Here is a 16,057-nt window from a genome sequence, read left to right as displayed (position 1 = left end):
CCGAGGCGATCAGGGACCCGGCGTCGCGCGCAGGGCGCCCGGCCGGACGAGTGCGGCAGCGGCCGCCCGGGCGGCCGGGCGGCCGAGCGCGGCCCGCGAGGTCTCCCGGAGCAGGACGGCGGCCCGGAAGGCCGCCGTCGCCACCGGTCCGTGCCGGCGCTCGTAGAGCCGTACGCGGTTCAGCGTCAGCAGGGTCCACAGGCGAGGCGAGACCTGCGAGTCCCCGCCGAGATGGGTGGCCGAGGCCGCCGGCTCCAGGCGGGTCACGAAGCCGCGGTCCCGGGCCCGCAGGCAGTACTCCGTCTCCTCCGAGTAGAGGAAGAACGATTCGTCCCACGGGCCGCAGGCGGCGAGGCAGTCCGCGGAGAGGGCCATCAGGGCCCCGGTCGCCCAGTCCGCGCGCGTCGACCGCTCGTACGCGGCGGAGTCGGTGACCAGCTCGCTCAGGTGGGGGAAGCGCCCGGCCCGGCGGTTGCCGATGACGGCCTCCCCGAGGGCGCGGGTCACGCTCGACTCCCGCCGCAGCGAGTGCACGAGGGTACGGCCGTCCTCCTCGTACAGCAGCGGCACGTTGATCCCGACGCGGTCGCCGTCGCCCACGGGCGCGCCGAGCCCGTCCACGAGCAGCTTGGCGCAGCCCGGCCGCATCCGGATGTCCGGATTGCAGACGAGCGCCGCCCGCGGCCCGTCCTCCCAGTCGGCGCAGGCGCCGAGGGCCGCGTTCACCCCGGCCGCGTACCCGGCGTTGCGGCCGGTCTGGACGATCGTCGCGTCCGGGGCCAGCGAGCGGATCACCTCCACGGTGTCGTCGGCCGAGTCGTTGTCGGCGACGACGAGCCGCCAGTCGAGCCCCGTCATCGCCTCCGGCAGGGAGGCGAGGAACTCCGGGAGCACCTTGGCGCTGTTCCAGGTGACGACGAGGACGGCTACGGGACCGGCAGTGCCGGCCGGGCGGCCGGAGGCTGGGCTGTCGAAGCGCATGAGGACTCCACGGTCAGGGGCTTCGGCGCCGCGCGCCGGATGAAGCCGAGGTAACTGCCTCCGGCGGCGATCGTCAGGAAGAACATCCCCGCGAACATCGGGAAGCTGAGGGCGTCGAAAGTGGCGCTGCTGACCAGCGCCACGAGGGCGGAGGCGAAGAACGCCTGCCCGAGCTCCCGGTCGGACTCGTCGCGGGCCAGCCGGCGGATGGCGCCGCCCTGGTGGATCCCGGTCAGGAAGAGGGCCAGGAGGGAGACCAGCCCGAGCAGGCCCATCTCCGCCAGCGTGAGCATGTACTGGTTGTCGGTGAAGAAGTAGAGCTCGGGGATGAAGGTCCCCAGACCCTGCCCGAACCACGGCCGCCCCTCCAGATAGGGGACGATCGCGCTGTACTTGACCGTACGGGCCTGGGTGCTGCTGTCGGAGTTGGCGAAGAAGGACCCGAACAGGGTGGTGATGGTCCCGATCAGCCCGGGGACGATCACCTTGAAGCAGGCCACCGAACCCAGCAGCAGACCGAGCGCGGTCCACCGCCGCTGCGGCTTCCACCGCGGCACCATCACCAGCACCACGATGAACGCCCCGATGATCGACGTCCGCGACACCGTCAGCGGCAGCGAGCCGCCCACCAGCACCACCGGCATCCAGCGCCGCCACCACTTCAGGTGCGCCCGCACCGGATCGAAGGCCTGCTGGATGGCGAAGGGCAGCAGCAGGGCGAGCATCCCGCCGAACTCCAGGGGGTGCGCCGTGGTGGAACGCGGCCGGGTGAATGCGCCGCGGTCCATGGCGGCGAGCTGGGGGACGCTGTTCGAGAGGCCTGGGATGGTGATCTGGTCGGCGATGTTCGTGGCGGCGAAGAAGTCGTAGAAGCCGATGGCGGCCACCACCGACGCCATCACCACGGCCCGGCGCAGCAGCGTGTCGAGCCGCGCCCGGTCCTGGATCGCCGCGGAGACCAGCACCACCAGGGACACCCACACCAGCAGCCCGATCAGCCCGCGGTCCGCGCCGAGGAGCTCCTTGCGGGAGGCTCCACGGGTCGCGTTCGACAGGTAGGCGGCCAGCACCGCGACCGCCAGCAGGAGCATCGCCACCCGGGGCAGCCGGGTCCCCGGGGCGGGCCGGATCCGGCCCGTGATCCACGCCGCCAGGTACCAGAACAGGCCCAGCAGCGCGAACACGTTGGCCGGCGTACCGACACCACCCATCCCCGGCAGCGTCATGTTCGACGGGATGAAGAAGGCCAGCACCAGATAGCCGGTGAGCAGCGTGACCGCGTCCAGCTGCCGGCCCCGGGCCCGCCTGCGAGAACGCCACCCGCGCACCCCGCCGCCGGACCCGGCGGCCGCGCGCCTGCGACGCACCGCCACCGCCAGCGTCTCGGTCACGAAGGACAGTGCGAACCCGGCCGTGGTGCAGAGAATGAGGACACTCAGCACCTGCTGGTAGCGGGTCTTGAGCTGGGGCCGCGGGATCTGCGGCAACACCACCGGAGTGGTCTGCACGAAGTACGCGGGCGCGACCTTCGCCGCCGCCTGGAGCGCGCCGAGCTGCTCCCCGGCGAACTCGGTGAGGATCTTCGTCTCCCGCAGCACCTTCTCCCGGTCGGTCCCCGTGACCGTCAGCGTGAGCATCGGGCCCGAGGCGTTCGCGGCGAAGGAGACCGTGTACGGGTCCGTCACCCCGAGGCCGTGGAGGTCCCGGGCCGCGTCCGCCCCCGACAGGGTTCTGATCAGCACGTCCGCGGTCACGACCAGCGTGCCGCCCGCGTTGGCGATGGGATTGCCGAACGCGGGGGCCAGCTCGGCCACCGCCTTGGAGTCGATCAGCGCCACCGAACTCTGCGACTGGTACGACACCGGCACCGAACGGTACAGGTGGCCGGCCGCGAGCAGCCCGATCAGTGCCATCGGCACCATCACGTACCAGCGGCGCCGGAGCACCGCGAGTATTTCACCGATGGTCACGAACACCCCTGAGAGCTACCGGATTTGATGGCGCGCCGACACGTGTCCTGACAGGATCGATCACGACGTGGGGAACGGAAGGAATCGTGTGTCGCCTGGTGAGTTGGTCCGAGCGCTGCTCCGGCGCTGGTACGTCCTGGCCGTGGCGATGGCGCTGGCGGCCGCAGGAGCCCTCCAGGTTCTGCGCCCCAGCCCGACGTACCTGAGCTCGGCGATCATCGTGCTCAAACCCCCGGTGACCGGCACCCAGCCGAACCAGCTCGCCAACCTGCAACCGCCGCTCGCCGCCGTCTCCTACGCGGCCGTGCGCCGGCTGGAGTCGCGCGCCGGAACCGACGAGCTGCGTGCCGCGGGCGTCGAGGGCACCTACCGGCTGATCCCGCGCAACAGCGGCACCAGCGTGACCCCGCGCTACCTGATCCCCTCCCTGCAGATCCAGGCGGAGAAGCCGGCGCCGGCCGCCGCCAACGCGACCGTCAAGAAGATCATCGAGGTCTACTCGAAGCATCTGACGGACATGCAGATCCAGCAGGGGATACCGGAGGCGGCGAGGATGAGCATCACCCTCCTGGTACCGCCGAACTCCGTGGCGCAGACCGGCACCAAGAGCCGTGGTCTGGCCGGACTGGCCCTGCTGGCGCTGGTGGCCGGAGTACCGGCGGCCCTGTGGACCGACCAGCTGCTCGCCCGCCGGAAGGACCGACGGGCGAGCAGCTGAATGGAACAGACGGTGCATCAGATCCCTCGGCGCTTCCAGGAACGCCACCAGAGCCACTCGCGCCCCCGGTCGGCGACGGCCGACAGCACCAGCGGCTGGAGGTACGGCATCACCCGCGCCCCGATCCGCCGGCGCAGGCGCAGCGCACGGTACTCGCCGAGCCCGGTGTAGGCGCCGGGCAGGCACTCGGCGGCGAAGGCCACGAGCTCGTCCACCGGTACGACCCCGGTGCGGCCCCGGTCGTACGCCCGGTAGGCGCGCCGCAGCGCGTACCGGGCGAGCCGGGTGCGCGCCGCCCGTGACAGCCGGCCGGTGTCCGGCAGCAGCCCGCCGCACTTCTCCAGCACCGAGTCGAAGGCGACGAGGCGCTGGCGGAGGTCGTCGAGCTGCCCGCCGAAGTCCGTGGTGGACATGTTGTTGCCGTGAACGCGGTAGAACGCCTGGTCGGCGCCGCTGACGTAGCCGACGTCGGCGTGGGCGGCGAGCCGCATCCACATTTCTATGTCACCGGCGTGCGGGAGTTCCGGGTCGTAGCCCCCGACCTTGCGCTGGAGGCTGGTACGCACCACCACCTCGGGCGAGGTGATGCACCCCGTTCCTTCCCGGAAGCGCCGCTCCAGCCACCAGTGGCCCGGGTAGACCACCGACCCGGTGGACCGGGTGCGGGCGGCGGGCAGTGGCCCGCCGTGCCGGAACCGCAGGGGCCTGCCGTAGGCGAAGCCCGCCTCCGGGTGCGCGTCCAGCAGGGCGGCGGCGCGCACCAGGGCCCCGGGGACCAGTCGGTCGTCCGCCGAGAGCAGGGCGACGTAGTCCCCGTCGGCCCACTCCAGCAGACCCTCGTTGTAGGTGGCGATGTGGCCCCGGTTCTGCTCGTGGACCCGCACCTCGATCCGCGGGTCCTTCGCCGCCAGGGCCCGCGCCACCTCCGCGGAGTCGTCGGGTGAGGCGTCGTCAATGATCAGCACCCGGACGTCGACTCCCTCCTGTTCGTCCAGGACGCTCTTGACGCAGTCGGCCAGGAAATGGCCGTACTTGTAGCAGGGGATCACCACGCTGACCGTGCTCACTGGCCGGACACCTCCGACGCGGTGGCCGACTCGGCGAGCGTCGCGGGCGGGGTGGTGGTGAAGATCGGGCCGACCCAGTAGTTCACCGAGCCGAACGTGTTGTTGGGGAAGGCGGTGGAGGCGCCGTACTTGTACAGGCCGTTGGCCCCGCCCGTGCCGTCGGCCGGTGCGACCAGCGGGTAGGAGCGGTGCGCCGCGGTGAAGTAGCCGCCGTCCACCGAGTAGTTGCCGTTCGGCGCGTGGTAGGAGGCCACGTACGAGGTGCCCGCGGTGATGGCCACCGGGGTGGCGAACTTGAGCTGCTGCCAGCCGGTCAGCGTTTCACTGCCGAAGGTGCCGGTGGCCAGGAGCGTGCCGTCGGCGGCCCAGAGACTGCCGGTGTGGGTACCGGTGTTGTTCGGTCCCTTGTAGAAGGTGACGCCGGTGATGTAGCCGTTCACCGCCGACTGGAAGCGGGTGCCCAGCTCCACCGAGTTGGTGTCGTCACCCACGTTGGCGGTGCTCGGGGTCGTCGTACCGGTCCACAGCGTGCACGGGCAGTTGACCGTGGGCGGTGTCGTGCTGGTGGTGAAGTTCCACGTCACCGGCGCGGCCATGGCATTGCCCCACAGGTCGGAGGCCTGCACGGACGCCGTGTACGTGGTGCTGAGCGCGAGCTCGCCGGCCGGGGTGAAGGTGGCGCTGTTCGACGCCGGGAGCGTCTTGGTGCCCGGGACGGAGTTGCCCCCGGAGTCCTTCAGCGTGAACGTCAGGGTGTCCGCGTCGATGGCCCCGCTGAAGGTGGCCGAGATCGACGCCGTGATCGCGGTGCCGGTCGCCGCCGACTGCGGCGAGATACCGGTGACCGTGGGCGGCGTCGTACTGGCCGTGGCGGTGTCCAGGACCGCGTCCACCCAGTAGTTGCTGCCCGAGGACGCGTTGTTCGGGAAGCCGCCCGTGGTGGTGTAGCGGTAGACGCCGTTGCCGCCGTCGGTGCCGCTCTTCAGCGCGGTGAGCGGAGCCAGACCGGCGTCGGACGAGGCGAAGGTGGTGTCGTAGGAGTAGCCGCCCTTGGGTGCGAAGTAGGAGGCGATGTAGGTGGTGTTGGGCTTGATCGGCACGGGCGAGGAGAAGTTCAGCTGCTGCCAGCCGGACGCCGTCTCGTTGGTGAAGGTGCCGGTGGCCAGGCGCTGGCCGGTGCTGCTCCACAGGCTGCCGGTGTGGGTGCCGGTGTTGGCGGGGGACTTGTAGAACCGGACGCCGGTGATGGAACCGGGCACCGACGAACGGATCTTCACGCCGAGCTCGACCGCACCGCCGTCACCACCGTTGACCGTGCCCGGCACGGTCGCGGCCGGCCATACGGTGCACGGGCACTGCTGGGGGCCGACGGTCAGGGGCAGCGTGGTGGTGGCGCCCATGTTCACGCTGTCGTCCACCGCGCGGACCTTGATCTGGGCCGCGCCCGGGACGGTGGGCGTCCACGTGTACGTCCACGAGCCGAGGCCCGTGGTCGCCTTCCAGGTGGTCCCGCCGTCGGTGGAGACCTCCACGCGGGCCACCACACCGCCCCCGGTGTCACTCGCCGTGCCCTTGACGGTCACGGGCTTCAGGGCCGGCACGGTGGCGTTCGCCGCCGGGCTGGTCACGGTGACCGTGGGCCCGGTGGCGTCCGCCGAGGCCGTCGCGGCGACCAGGTTGCTCTGCAGGGACTTGGGCTGCACGCCCATGTCGGCGAACACGTTCACCGTGGCCTGCTGCATCCGCTTGTCCTCGGTGACCACCGCGTCGTCCGGATTGCCGGTGGGCATGTTGGTCAGACCCCAGGACCACTGCACCGTGCCCGCGCCGAACACCAGGGCGTGCGAGGTCTGGTCGCGGAAGGCGACCAGGCTGTGCGTGGCGGTGCCGTTGCCGTAGTTGTTGCCGTAGTCGAGCCGGAACTTGCCGTCGTTGATGTCCACCGTGGTCGACGACATCGCGATCTGGCCGGGAGGCCGGTAGCCGTCCTCCACGTCGCTGTCCCATTCGTAGCCGAGGGTGCCGACCGGGAACGTGGCGGTCTGGGAGGGGGTCAGGGCCGCGACCGTCGTGTTGCGCCACAGCCGCATCTTGGCGAAGGAGCCCGGCACGGTGATCGCGTCGTTGCGCGAGCCGTTCACGCTGAACAGCGAGCCGGTCAACTGGTTCTGCGGCTGGTAGGTCCGCCCGTTGCCGCCGCTGGCCGGGTCCATCCAGGTGCCCGTCCAGATCCCGCTGGGGTCGGGCACGCCGTTCGGCACCGGGAAGGACAGCTTGGTCTCCTTGTAGCAGACCAGCGTCCGGTTGGCGGTGTTCGCGCCGTCGATGCTCGGGGCGAGACGGGTCTTCCAGAAGACCTCGTTGCCGCTGAAGTACGTCTGGTTGACCCCGGCCCGGCGCGCGTTCAGCGCGTTGGTGAACTGGTCCTGGGTCCAGTACTCGTCGTGCCCCGAGGACATGAAGACCTTGTGGTTCTGGAGCTGCGCGGCACCCCGGGTCGACATGTCGATCCCGGACATGTAGCTCACGTCGTACCCGTTGCGCTCCAGCCACGCGACCATCTGGTACTCGGAACCGTAGATCCCGTTCTCCCCGCCGATGTCCATCGGCCGGTTGTAACTGACCTCGTAGGCGCGCCCGTCCGGGGCGGGTCCGGCGCCGTCGTACAGGTCCTGGCCGCCGTAGTTGTTGTACGCCTGCCAGGTCTGGTCGCTGGTCTGCACCACGATGTCGGAGTGGCTGGAGTCGTTGCGGACGACGAACGGATAGGGCATCACGCCATTGCCGTCCGCCTGGTCGAAGTTGGCGATGTACAGGCCGGAGACGGCGTCCGCCGGCACGGTCCAGGTCGCGGTGACGGGCCAGTTCCCGCAGTCGACCAGACCCGTGGAGGCCTTGGTCGTGCAGTTCTTGGGATTGCCGGCCTGCGCGAAGTTCGCCGGATACGTCTGCGCCGCCTGGGCGGCGGTCGACATCAGGCGGGCCCCGTTGCCCCCGTAGTGGCCGAGCCGGTAGACCGAGACGTGGTACGCGGTCGGCGACTGGATCTTGAACTGCACGGTCTCGCCGGCCTGGACGCTGGTCTGCGCCGGGAAACCCTTGATGTCGCCGTAGGCGCTGGGTGCGAACCAGTCGGACATGGGAGTGCCCGGCTTGGAGTTCTCGCACACGATCGCATTGCTCCCCGGCCCGCAGGGATCGGCCGCGGTGGCCACCGCGGCCGGCGGCAGGACCGTGGCCATGAGAGCGGCGACCACGGTGAGGAGACCGTACCGGAGGAGCCTTCTCCGTCTGTTCATCTGTACCTCTTCTTGCGTCAGCGCATCGCGCCGGCGAGCGCGTCGACGACCCGCTGCTGTTGGGCAGCGGTGATCTGCGGGTACAGCGGAAGGGAGAGCATCCCGTCCGCGGCCCGTTCGGCGTGGGGGAAGTCGCCGCGGCCGTGACCGAGGTGACGATAAGCGGGGGTCAGGTGGACGGGTGCCGGATAGTGCACGCCCGCCCCGATGCCCTCCGCGCCCAGCTTGCCGACCACGGCGTCCCGGTCCGCCCCGGCGACCCGTACGACGTACAGGTGCCACACGTGGACGTTGCCCGGCGCCGTGACCGGCAGGGTGATCCGGCCGGCCGCCACGAGGTCGGCCAGCAGGGCGTCGTACCGGGCGGCGGCAGCCCGTCGGGCCGCGTTCCCGTCGGCCAGCCGGGCCAGCTTCGCCCGCAGGACCACGGCCTGCAGACCGTCCAGCCGGCTGTTGAACCCGGCCACGTCGTGCCGGTACTTGGCGACGCCGCCGTGGTTGGCCAGCGCCCGCACCAGGGCGGCCGTCTCCTCGTCGTCGGTGACGACCGCGCCCGCGTCCCCGTACGCCCCCAGGTTCTTGCCCGGGTAGAAGCTGGTCGCGGCGATCCCGCCGCTGCCGGGGGAGCGGCCCTCCCGGGTCGCTCCCTGGCTCTGCGCGGCGTCCTCGACGACACGGACGTGCGGCGGCAGCTCCGCGACCAGAGCCGCCGTGTCGGCGCACTGCCCGTACAGGTGGACCGGGACCACCGCGCGGGTGGCCTCCCCGACCGCGTCCAGCGCGGCCCGCGGGTCCATCAGCAGGGAGTCGGGGAGGCAGTCGACCAGCACCGGCCGGGCCCCGATCCGGGCGACGGCACCCGCGGTCGCGATGAAGGTGTTGGCGGGCAGCACGACCTCGTCGCCCACGCCCACCCCGCTCGCGCGCAGGGCCAGTTCCAGGGCGTCGGTGCCGTTGGCGACGCCCACGCAGTGCCGGACCCCGGCGAACTCCGCGTACTCGCGCTCGAAGGCGGCGACCTCCTCACCGCCGATGAAGGCGGTGCCGGCCAGCACCCGGTCGAATCCGGCGCGCACTTCGTCGGCGACCTCGGCGTGCGCCGCCTTCAGGTCTACGAGCGGTATCTGGTTCATGCGACGTGACTCCCCATCCGTGTCTCCGGCCACCGGCCGGTCCCCTCCCCATCGGCCCGCAGTTCGTCGAGGGCCGGACCGTCCGCGGTCCGCAGCCGGCGGGCCGGGCTGCCGGCCCACACCTCGCCGGGCGGCACGTCCGCCAGGACCGTGCTCCCCATACCGGTCAGCGACCAGGCGCCGACCGACGTGTACTCGCGGACCAGCGATCCCGCACCCACGTAGGCGCCGCGCCCCAGCCGCACCCCGCCGCCGAGGCGGACCCCGGAGGCGAGCGTGGCGAAGTCCCCGACCACGTCGTCATGGGTCAGCACCGTCTGCGGCATCACCGCCACGTGCGATCCGACCCGTACGGAGGCGGTCAGCACGACGTGCGCCAGCAGCACCGAGCCCACCCCGAGCATCGAGGTGTCCGACACCACCGCCGTGGGGTGGACCACCGTCGCGTAGCGGCTCACCGGCAGCCCCAGGCGCCGCACCAGCCGGGCCCGCACCGCGTAGTCGCGCGGACTGCCGACGCAGACCACCACCCGGGCGTCACCGAGTCGGTGCACCTGCTCGCAGCCACCCAGCACCGGCACCCCGTCCACCTCCCGGCCCTCCAGGGCCGGGTCGTCGTCGAGGTGGCCGGCGAGCCGCCAGCGCGGTGGCCGGCCCTGCGCCAGGTCCGCCGCGGTCACGTCCCGCACCGCCTGCGCGGTCTCCCGCGCGAACCCGCCGGCGCCCACGATCACCAGGTCCTCGGTGTCCTGCCACCCGCCGCTCATGCGCGGGCCTGCTCGCGGAGCACCGCCACCACCCGGTCCTGCTGGGCCTCGGTCATGGTGTGGAACAGCGGCAGGATCAGCGAGTCCCGGCTGATCCGCTCGGTCACCGGGAGCGCGGCGGCGCCGTGACCCGCGTACGCCGGCTCCAGGTGCGAGGCCATGATCCCGCGCCGGGCCGAGATCCCGGCCTCCGCGAGCGCCGCGAGCAGCGCGTCCCGCCCGACCGGGAAGTCCGTGGCCGGCAGCACCCAGTACGACTGGAAGTTGCCCTCGCCGTACCCGGGATCCCGCACCGGGGTGAGCCCGGGGACCTCGGCCAGCAGCCGCGCGTAGCGGGCCGCCAGCTCCCGGCGCCGGGCCACGATCTCGTCCAGCCTGCCGAGCTGCACCAGTCCGACCGCGGCCTGGATGTCGGTCATCCGGTAGTTGTAGCCGACTTCCAGATAGCTCTCGACGATCGGTTTCCCGCTCGCGTGCCGGTCCGCCGCGGACACGTTCATGCCGTGCTCGCGCAGCCGCCGCAGCCGCTGGGCCCACTCGGCGTCGTCCGTGGTGATCATGCCGCCCTCGCCGGTGGTGATCACCTTGCGCGGGTGGAAGGACCAGGCCGCGAGCAGCGCCCCGTGCCCCACGGACTTGCCGCCGACGGTCGCGCCGATGCCGCAGGCCGCGTCCTCCACCAGCGCGAGGTCCCAGTCGGCGCAGGCCGCGCGCAGCGCGTGCACATCGGCCGGCACGCCGCCCTGGTGCACGGCGAGCACCGCCTTGGTGCGGGGGGTGCGGACCGCGTCGACGGTGGCCGGGGTCAGGTTGCCGGTGGCCTCCTCGACGTCCGCGAACACCGGGGTCGCCCCCACGTAGCGCACCGCGTTGGCCGTGGCGATGAACGACAGCGAGGGGACGATCACCTCGTCGCCCGGCGCGAGCTCCAGCGCGATCAGCGCCAGGTGCAGGGCGGTGGTGCACGAGCTCACCGCGATGCCGTGCGCGGCGCCCACGCGCTCCGCGAAGGCCCGCTCGAACTCCGCGACCCGGGGACCCTGGGCGACCCAGCCGGAGAGCACCGCGTCGGCGGCGGCCTTCGCCTCCTCCTCACCCAGCCACGGCACCATGACGGGGATCCGGTCGGGCGCGCTCATCGGCCCGCCTCCGCGGCCCCGCCGGAGGCGTCCGCGCGCTCGGCCCGCCACCACTCCACCAGGTCCCGCAGCCCGGTGCGCAGGTCGATCTCCGGGGTGAAGTCGAGGAGCTCCGCGGCCCGCGAGGTGTCCGCGAGGCGCCGCGTCACCCCGTTCACGGCCCGGGCCGGCCCGTGCTCCGGGGCCAGTCCGTCCGCGTCCATCGCCTCCAACAGGCCCTGCGCGAGCTGGAGCAGACTGGTCTCGGTGGAGCTCGCGATGTTGAACACCTCGTCGGTCAGACCCGATTCGGCGGCCAGCAGGTTGGCGCGCGCGATGTCCCTGACGTCGACGAAGTCCATCGTCTGGGTGCCGTCACCCAGGATCAGCGGCGGCTCGCCCGCCGCGATCCGCTCCATCCAGCGGATCAGCACCTCCGTGTACAGGCCGTGGATGTCCATCCGGGGCCCGTAGACGTTGAAGTAGCGCAGCGCGACGTAGTCCAGCCCGTACATGGCGTGGAAACTGCGCAGCATCCCCTCGTTGAAGGCCTTCGCCGCGCCGTAGAAGGTGTCGTTGTTGTACGGGTGGTGGCGCTCGTTGGTCGGGAAGGTCTCCGCCAGCCCGTAGACCGACGCGGAGGACGAGGCGATCACCTTGCCCACCCCGGCCGCTGCCGCCGCCTCCAGCACGTTGAACGTGCCGTCCACCATCACCTCGTTCGCGAGGCGCGGCTCCTCCGCGCACTGCGTGATCCGGATCGCCGCGAGGTGGAACACCAGGTCCGCGCCGTCCGTGGCCTTGCGCACGGCGGCCACGTCGCGGATGTCGCCCTCGACGAGCTCCACCACACCGCTCGGCAGGGCGCGGGCCAGGTTGGCCGTGCGCCCCCGCACGAAGTTGTCGAGCACGACGACCTCGCGCGCCCCGTTCTCCACCAGCAGGTCCACCACGTGCGAACCGATGGTCCCCGCCCCTCCGGTGACCAGAATCCTCTTGCCTCGTACGCTGCTGCTCAACGCCCCGCCCTCACTGAATCGTTCATCGTCTGTCGTGCGAACGGCCCGGCCCAAGCCCGGCCGACGGTCAGCGCCCGGTGCGCAGCCCCACCACCGCGCCACGGAACTCCAGGCTCCGGGAGGCCGCTTCGAGGATGTCGAGGACCTTGAGCCCCGCCCGTCCGTCGGTCAGCGCGGGACGCCCCGTCCTGATCGCGTCGGCGAACTCCTCGACCATGCTTCGCAGGGCCTCCTTCTCGCCGATCGCGGGCGCCACCATGTCGCCGGTGCGGTAGGAGACGAGCATGTCGCGGCGCTCGTCCTCGCCGATCTCCTGCGGCGCCGTCAGGTCCACCCCGCGGTCGAACACCGCCACCCGCTGGGAGGGATTGAGGTCGTCCCAGACCAGCGTGCGCTTGGATCCGCCGACCATCGTGGTGCGGACCTTCGTCGGGGAGAGCCAGTTGACGTGCACGTGGGCGATGGCGCCGGTGCTGAGCTGGAGCGTCAGATAGGCCACGCAGGACTGCCCGGCCCCGATCGGGTCGGCCCCGTGCGCGGCGACCGCGACGGGCTGGACGTGGTCCGGGAGGATGAAGTCGAGCACCGACAGGTCGTGCGGGGCCAGGTCCCACAGGACGTCGATGTCCTTCTGGACCAGCCCCAGGTTGATCCGTACCGAGTCGACGAACTGGATGTCGCCGAGCTCCCCGGAACGGACCATGTCGCGGATCCGGGCCACCGCCGGCGTGTAGCAGTACGTGTGGTCGCACATCAGGGTCAGACCGCGTTCCTCGGCCTCCCGTACGAGCTTCAGCCCGTCCTCGTAGGTGGCGGCGAGGGGCTTCTCCACGAGCACGTGCTTGCCGGCGCGCAGGGCGGCCAGCGCCACGTCCAGGTGCGTCCCGGCGGGGGTGGCCACGGCGACCGCGTCGACCTCCGGGTCCGCGAGGACCGCCGCGTAGTCCGCTGTGGCCTGGACGGTGGAGTACGCGCCGAGCACCTGCCGGGCCCGGTCCACGTTCAGGTCGCAGAGCCAGCGCAGCCGGAACCCGGGACTGGACTGGAAGTTGCGGACGAGATTGGGGCCCCAGTAGCCCGCACCGACCACGGCGACGCCTAACGCGGCCCCGGGCTCCCGGCCGGCGGCGACGGCGCCCGGCCCCGCGTTCTTCGCGGTGTCCTTCACAGCGTTCCCCTTCCCTCCGCGCACACCTGACGGCGTGACGACAACTCGTGGCCGGGACGCGTGTGATGGAGGGACGAGCCGTCGAGGGCAGCCCGGACGCCTGCGCGACCCGTGCGTGACCTGCTCAACGGCGATGGCCCCCCACAACCGATGCTGCGTAAAACCGCGTGCTTCCGCCCCCCGGACCGGCCGCTTGTTCCCCCAGGCGACCGAACCGCTACAGCGCGCTCAATCTAGACCACCTTGCCTACGCCTGGGGAGAGTTGGGGGAATCACCCGACTCCGTTGATCGAACGTGCATACTGCCCGGGTGACCAGCATCGTGATACCGGCCCACAACGAGGGCGTGGTCATCGGCCGACTCCTCGACGCACTTCTGGCCGATACCGCAGACAGGGACCCCGGCGAAGGCGACATCGTCGTCGTCTGCAACGGCTGTACGGACGACACCGCGCGGGTCGCGGCCGCCCGCGGCCCCCGCGTCCGGGTGGTCGACATCCCGACTCCTTCCAAGCACACGGCACTTCGGGTCGGCGACGAGCACGCGCGGGGCTTCCCCCGGCTCTACGTGGACGCCGACGTGATCCTCGGGGCCGCCGACGTGCGGGCCCTGGTCGCAGCCCTCGACAAGAACCCGGAGCTCCTCGCGGCCGCCCCCGGCCGGGACATCCCGCTGACCGGCTGCGCCTGGCCGGTAAGGGCGTACTACCGGGTGTGGCAGCGCCTGCCCGCCGTCCGCGAGGGCCTGTTCGGCCGGGGGGTCATCGCCGTGACCGAGGCCGGGCACGCGCGGATCGCCGCGCTGCCGCCGCTCATGGCGGACGACCTGGCCGCCTCGCTGGCCTTCGGGCCCAGGGAGCGGAGGGTGGTCGAGGCGGCCAGGGTCGTCGTCCGGCCGCCGCGCACCTGGTCCGACCTGATCAAGCGGAAGATCCGCGCGTCGACGTCCTCCGCCGAGCTGGAACGCGTACAGGCGGCGCAGGCCTCCCAGGCGACGCCGTCCGCGACGCCCGCGCCGTCCGCGCCGTCCGCACGTACCGGCACCGCCGATCTGCGTGCCGTCCTGCGGGACCGGCCGGGGCTGCTGCCCGGGGTCGTGGTGTTCGTCGTGGCGGCCCTCGCCGCCCGCCGCGGATCCCGCAAGGCCATCAGGGACGGGGACTTCTCCACCTGGCTGCGGGACGAGAGCAGCCGGCAGGGGAGCGCCTGACCATGTACCTCGCGGACCGCTCCGCCCCCGCCGGGGAGAAGACCGCGCCGGGGGCCGGCCCCGGACGGACCCCCGCGGTGGCCTCCGCCGTCCTCGCCCTGGGCACGGTCAGCCTGATCACCGACATCTCCTCCGAGATGGTCACCGCGGTCCTGCCGCTCTACCTGATCGCGGGGCTCGGCCTGAGCCCCCTCGGCTTCGGCGCCCTCGACGGCGTCTACAACGGGGTCAGCGCCCTGGTCCGGCTCACCGGCGGGCACCTCGCCGACCGGATCCGCAACCACAAGCTGATCGCCGGGCTCGGCTACGGGCTGTCCGCCCTGTGCAAGCCGCTGCTGCTGCTCGCCCACAGCGCGGGCGCGATCGGCGTGGTCCTCGCGCTGGAACGCACCGGGAAGGGACTGCGCACGGCCCCGCGCGACGCGCTGATCTCCCTGTCCACCCCCGCGGAGCAACAGGGGAGGGCCTTCGGGGTCCACCGGGCCATGGACACCGCCGGTGCGCTGCTCGGCCCGCTCGCCGCCTTCTTCATCCTGAGCGCCGCGGTGGGCGGCTACGACGCCGTCTTCGGCGTCAGCGCGTGCGTGGCCGCACTCGGCGTGGTCGTACTGATCCTCTTCGTACCGGGCAAGAGCGCACAGGCCCGCTCCGCACAGGCCGGCCCGGCGGATGGCGGCGCTGCGCAGGCCGGGGTCGATCAGGCCCGCTCAGCGGGGGCCGGCCCGGCCGAGGGTGGTGTCAAGCAGGCCTTTCCCGCGAAGGCCGGCCCGGCGGACAGCGGCCCCGGGCGGTCCCGCGCCGCGCGGGGCGTCCCTGCGCAGGCCCGCCCTGCGGAGACCTCCTCCGCGCAGGCCGGCCCCGGCCAGGCCCGCCCTGCGCAGACCCGCCCCGTGCAGGGCCGCGTCGCGGAGGGCGCCACCGCAGAGGGCGTTCCCGGGCGGGCCCTGACCGAGGGGGCCCGGCCCGGCCCTGCCGTGGGCCTCCGCGAGGCCATGGCGCTGCTGCGGCTGCCCCGGCTGCGAGCCCTCACCCTCTGCGCCGCCCTGCTGGGCCTGACCACCGTCAGCGACGCCTTCGTCTACCTGCTCCTGCAGAACCGCACCGGCCTCGACGAGCGCTGGTTCCCGCTGCTGCCGCTGGGCACCGCCACGGTGTTCCTCCTGCTGGCCGTACCGGCGGGGGCGCTGGCCGACCGGATCGGGCGGCGCACCGTGTTCCTCACCGGGCACGCCCTCCTCCTCGCCGGGTACGGGCTGCTGCTCTGGGCCCCCGCCTGGCCCGCCCTGCCCTACCTCGTCCTCGCCCTGCACGGGGTCTTCTACGCGGCCACCGACGGCGTACTGCCCGCCGCCGTCGCCGCCACCGTCCCCGGGGAGCTGCGCGGCACCGGCCTGGCCCTCGTCGGCACCGGCCAGGCCCTGGCCCGGGTCGCCTGCTCGCTCGCCTTCGGCGGGGCCTGGACCCTCTGGGGCCCCGGCCCGGCGCTCGCCGCCGCCGCGGCCGGACTGCTGTGCTGCGCGACCGTCGCGGGCTTCGTACTGCGCGAGCCGCGCGCCACCACCGCCACCACCGTCACCTCCCGTACCGACCCGCCCCGACGCCCGTGA

The 16,057-nt window shown here is 72.6% G+C and carries 12 protein-coding genes; 3 read left to right on the top strand and 9 right to left on the bottom strand.

Features of this window, described 5'->3' with window-relative positions; translation table 11 throughout:
- Positions 1–9: 9 nt before the first annotated feature.
- Positions 10–981, bottom strand: a complete 972-nt coding sequence (locus ACIQ5Y_RS25315; protein WP_403884689.1) for a glycosyltransferase family 2 protein — start codon at positions 979–981, stop codon at positions 10–12.
- On the bottom strand, positions 927–2,951 hold the full coding sequence (locus ACIQ5Y_RS25310) for an O-antigen ligase family protein (protein WP_403884686.1): 2,025 nt from the start codon (positions 2,949–2,951) through the stop codon (positions 927–929). The genes ACIQ5Y_RS25315 and ACIQ5Y_RS25310 overlap by 55 nt, the downstream gene beginning before the upstream one ends.
- A gap of 88 nt (positions 2,952–3,039) precedes the next feature.
- Here ACIQ5Y_RS25310 and ACIQ5Y_RS25305 point away from each other — a divergent pair, with 88 nt between their 5' ends.
- Positions 3,040–3,669, top strand: a complete 630-nt coding sequence (locus ACIQ5Y_RS25305; protein ID WP_403884683.1) for a hypothetical protein — start codon at positions 3,040–3,042, stop codon at positions 3,667–3,669.
- A 17-nt stretch (positions 3,670–3,686) separates the two neighbouring features.
- Here the strand turns inward: ACIQ5Y_RS25305 and ACIQ5Y_RS25300 are convergent, their stop codons facing one another.
- From ACIQ5Y_RS25300 to ACIQ5Y_RS25270, 7 genes are all read right to left on the bottom strand, one after another.
- Positions 3,687–4,736 (bottom strand): glycosyltransferase family 2 protein, encoded by a 1,050-nt coding sequence (locus ACIQ5Y_RS25300; RefSeq protein WP_403884680.1) that lies wholly within the window; start codon positions 4,734–4,736, stop codon positions 3,687–3,689.
- Positions 4,733–8,035, bottom strand: coding sequence for a DUF4082 domain-containing protein (locus ACIQ5Y_RS25295; protein WP_403884677.1), 3,303 nt, complete (start codon positions 8,033–8,035; stop codon positions 4,733–4,735). Before ACIQ5Y_RS25295 ends, ACIQ5Y_RS25300 begins: the two co-directional genes overlap by 4 nt.
- A 17-nt stretch (positions 8,036–8,052) precedes the next feature.
- The gene (locus tag ACIQ5Y_RS25290; RefSeq protein WP_403884674.1) at positions 8,053–9,168 is read right to left on the bottom strand and encodes a DegT/DnrJ/EryC1/StrS family aminotransferase; all 1,116 of its coding nucleotides are present in this window, start codon (positions 9,166–9,168) and stop codon (positions 8,053–8,055) included.
- On the bottom strand, positions 9,165–9,935 hold the full coding sequence (locus tag ACIQ5Y_RS25285; RefSeq protein WP_403884671.1) for a NeuD/PglB/VioB family sugar acetyltransferase: 771 nt from the start codon (positions 9,933–9,935) through the stop codon (positions 9,165–9,167). The genes ACIQ5Y_RS25290 and ACIQ5Y_RS25285 overlap by 4 nt, the downstream gene beginning before the upstream one ends.
- The gene (locus tag ACIQ5Y_RS25280) at positions 9,932–11,074 is read right to left on the bottom strand and encodes a DegT/DnrJ/EryC1/StrS family aminotransferase (RefSeq protein WP_403884668.1); all 1,143 of its coding nucleotides are present in this window, start codon (positions 11,072–11,074) and stop codon (positions 9,932–9,934) included. The genes ACIQ5Y_RS25285 and ACIQ5Y_RS25280 overlap by 4 nt, the downstream gene beginning before the upstream one ends.
- Positions 11,071–12,072, bottom strand: a complete 1,002-nt coding sequence (locus tag ACIQ5Y_RS25275; protein WP_403884665.1) for an SDR family NAD(P)-dependent oxidoreductase — start codon at positions 12,070–12,072, stop codon at positions 11,071–11,073. The genes ACIQ5Y_RS25280 and ACIQ5Y_RS25275 overlap by 4 nt, the downstream gene beginning before the upstream one ends.
- 67 nt (positions 12,073–12,139) lie before the next feature.
- Complete coding sequence (locus ACIQ5Y_RS25270; RefSeq protein WP_403884662.1) at positions 12,140–13,240, bottom strand: Gfo/Idh/MocA family protein; 1,101 nt, start codon at positions 13,238–13,240, stop codon at positions 12,140–12,142.
- Positions 13,241–13,550: 310 nt separating this feature from the next.
- On the opposite strand from ACIQ5Y_RS25270, the gene ACIQ5Y_RS25265 reads away from it, so the two are divergent.
- On the top strand, positions 13,551–14,450 hold the full coding sequence (locus ACIQ5Y_RS25265) for a glycosyltransferase (protein ID WP_403884658.1): 900 nt from the start codon (positions 13,551–13,553) through the stop codon (positions 14,448–14,450).
- A gap of 2 nt (positions 14,451–14,452) precedes the next feature.
- Positions 14,453–16,057 (top strand): MFS transporter, encoded by a 1,605-nt coding sequence (locus tag ACIQ5Y_RS25260; RefSeq protein ID WP_403884655.1) that lies wholly within the window; start codon positions 14,453–14,455, stop codon positions 16,055–16,057.

The organism is Streptomyces sp. NPDC096339 (assembly GCF_044762985.1).
Classification (GTDB): domain Bacteria; phylum Actinomycetota; class Actinomycetes; order Streptomycetales; family Streptomycetaceae; genus Streptomyces.
Note: the sequence above shows the minus strand (reverse complement) of the source record. Positions and strands in the feature narration are given on the sequence as shown.

What these genes read in the sequence shown, in the direction of transcription:
- ACIQ5Y_RS25280 (WP_403884668.1), bottom strand. Translation starts at nt 11,074, where the DNA reads ATGAGCGCGCCCGACCGGATCCCCGTCATGGTGCCGTGGCTGGGTGAG.
- ACIQ5Y_RS25290 (WP_403884674.1), bottom strand. Translation starts at nt 9,168, where the DNA reads ATGAACCAGATACCGCTCGTAGACCTGAAGGCGGCGCACGCCGAGGTC.
- ACIQ5Y_RS25285 (WP_403884671.1), bottom strand. Translation starts at nt 9,935, where the DNA reads ATGAGCGGCGGGTGGCAGGACACCGAGGACCTGGTGATCGTGGGCGCC.
- ACIQ5Y_RS25295 (WP_403884677.1), bottom strand. Translation starts at nt 8,035, where the DNA reads ATGAACAGACGGAGAAGGCTCCTCCGGTACGGTCTCCTCACCGTGGTC.
- ACIQ5Y_RS25260 (WP_403884655.1), top strand. Translation starts at nt 14,453, where the DNA reads ATGTACCTCGCGGACCGCTCCGCCCCCGCCGGGGAGAAGACCGCGCCG.
- ACIQ5Y_RS25315 (WP_403884689.1), bottom strand. Translation starts at nt 981, where the DNA reads ATGCGCTTCGACAGCCCAGCCTCCGGCCGCCCGGCCGGCACTGCCGGT.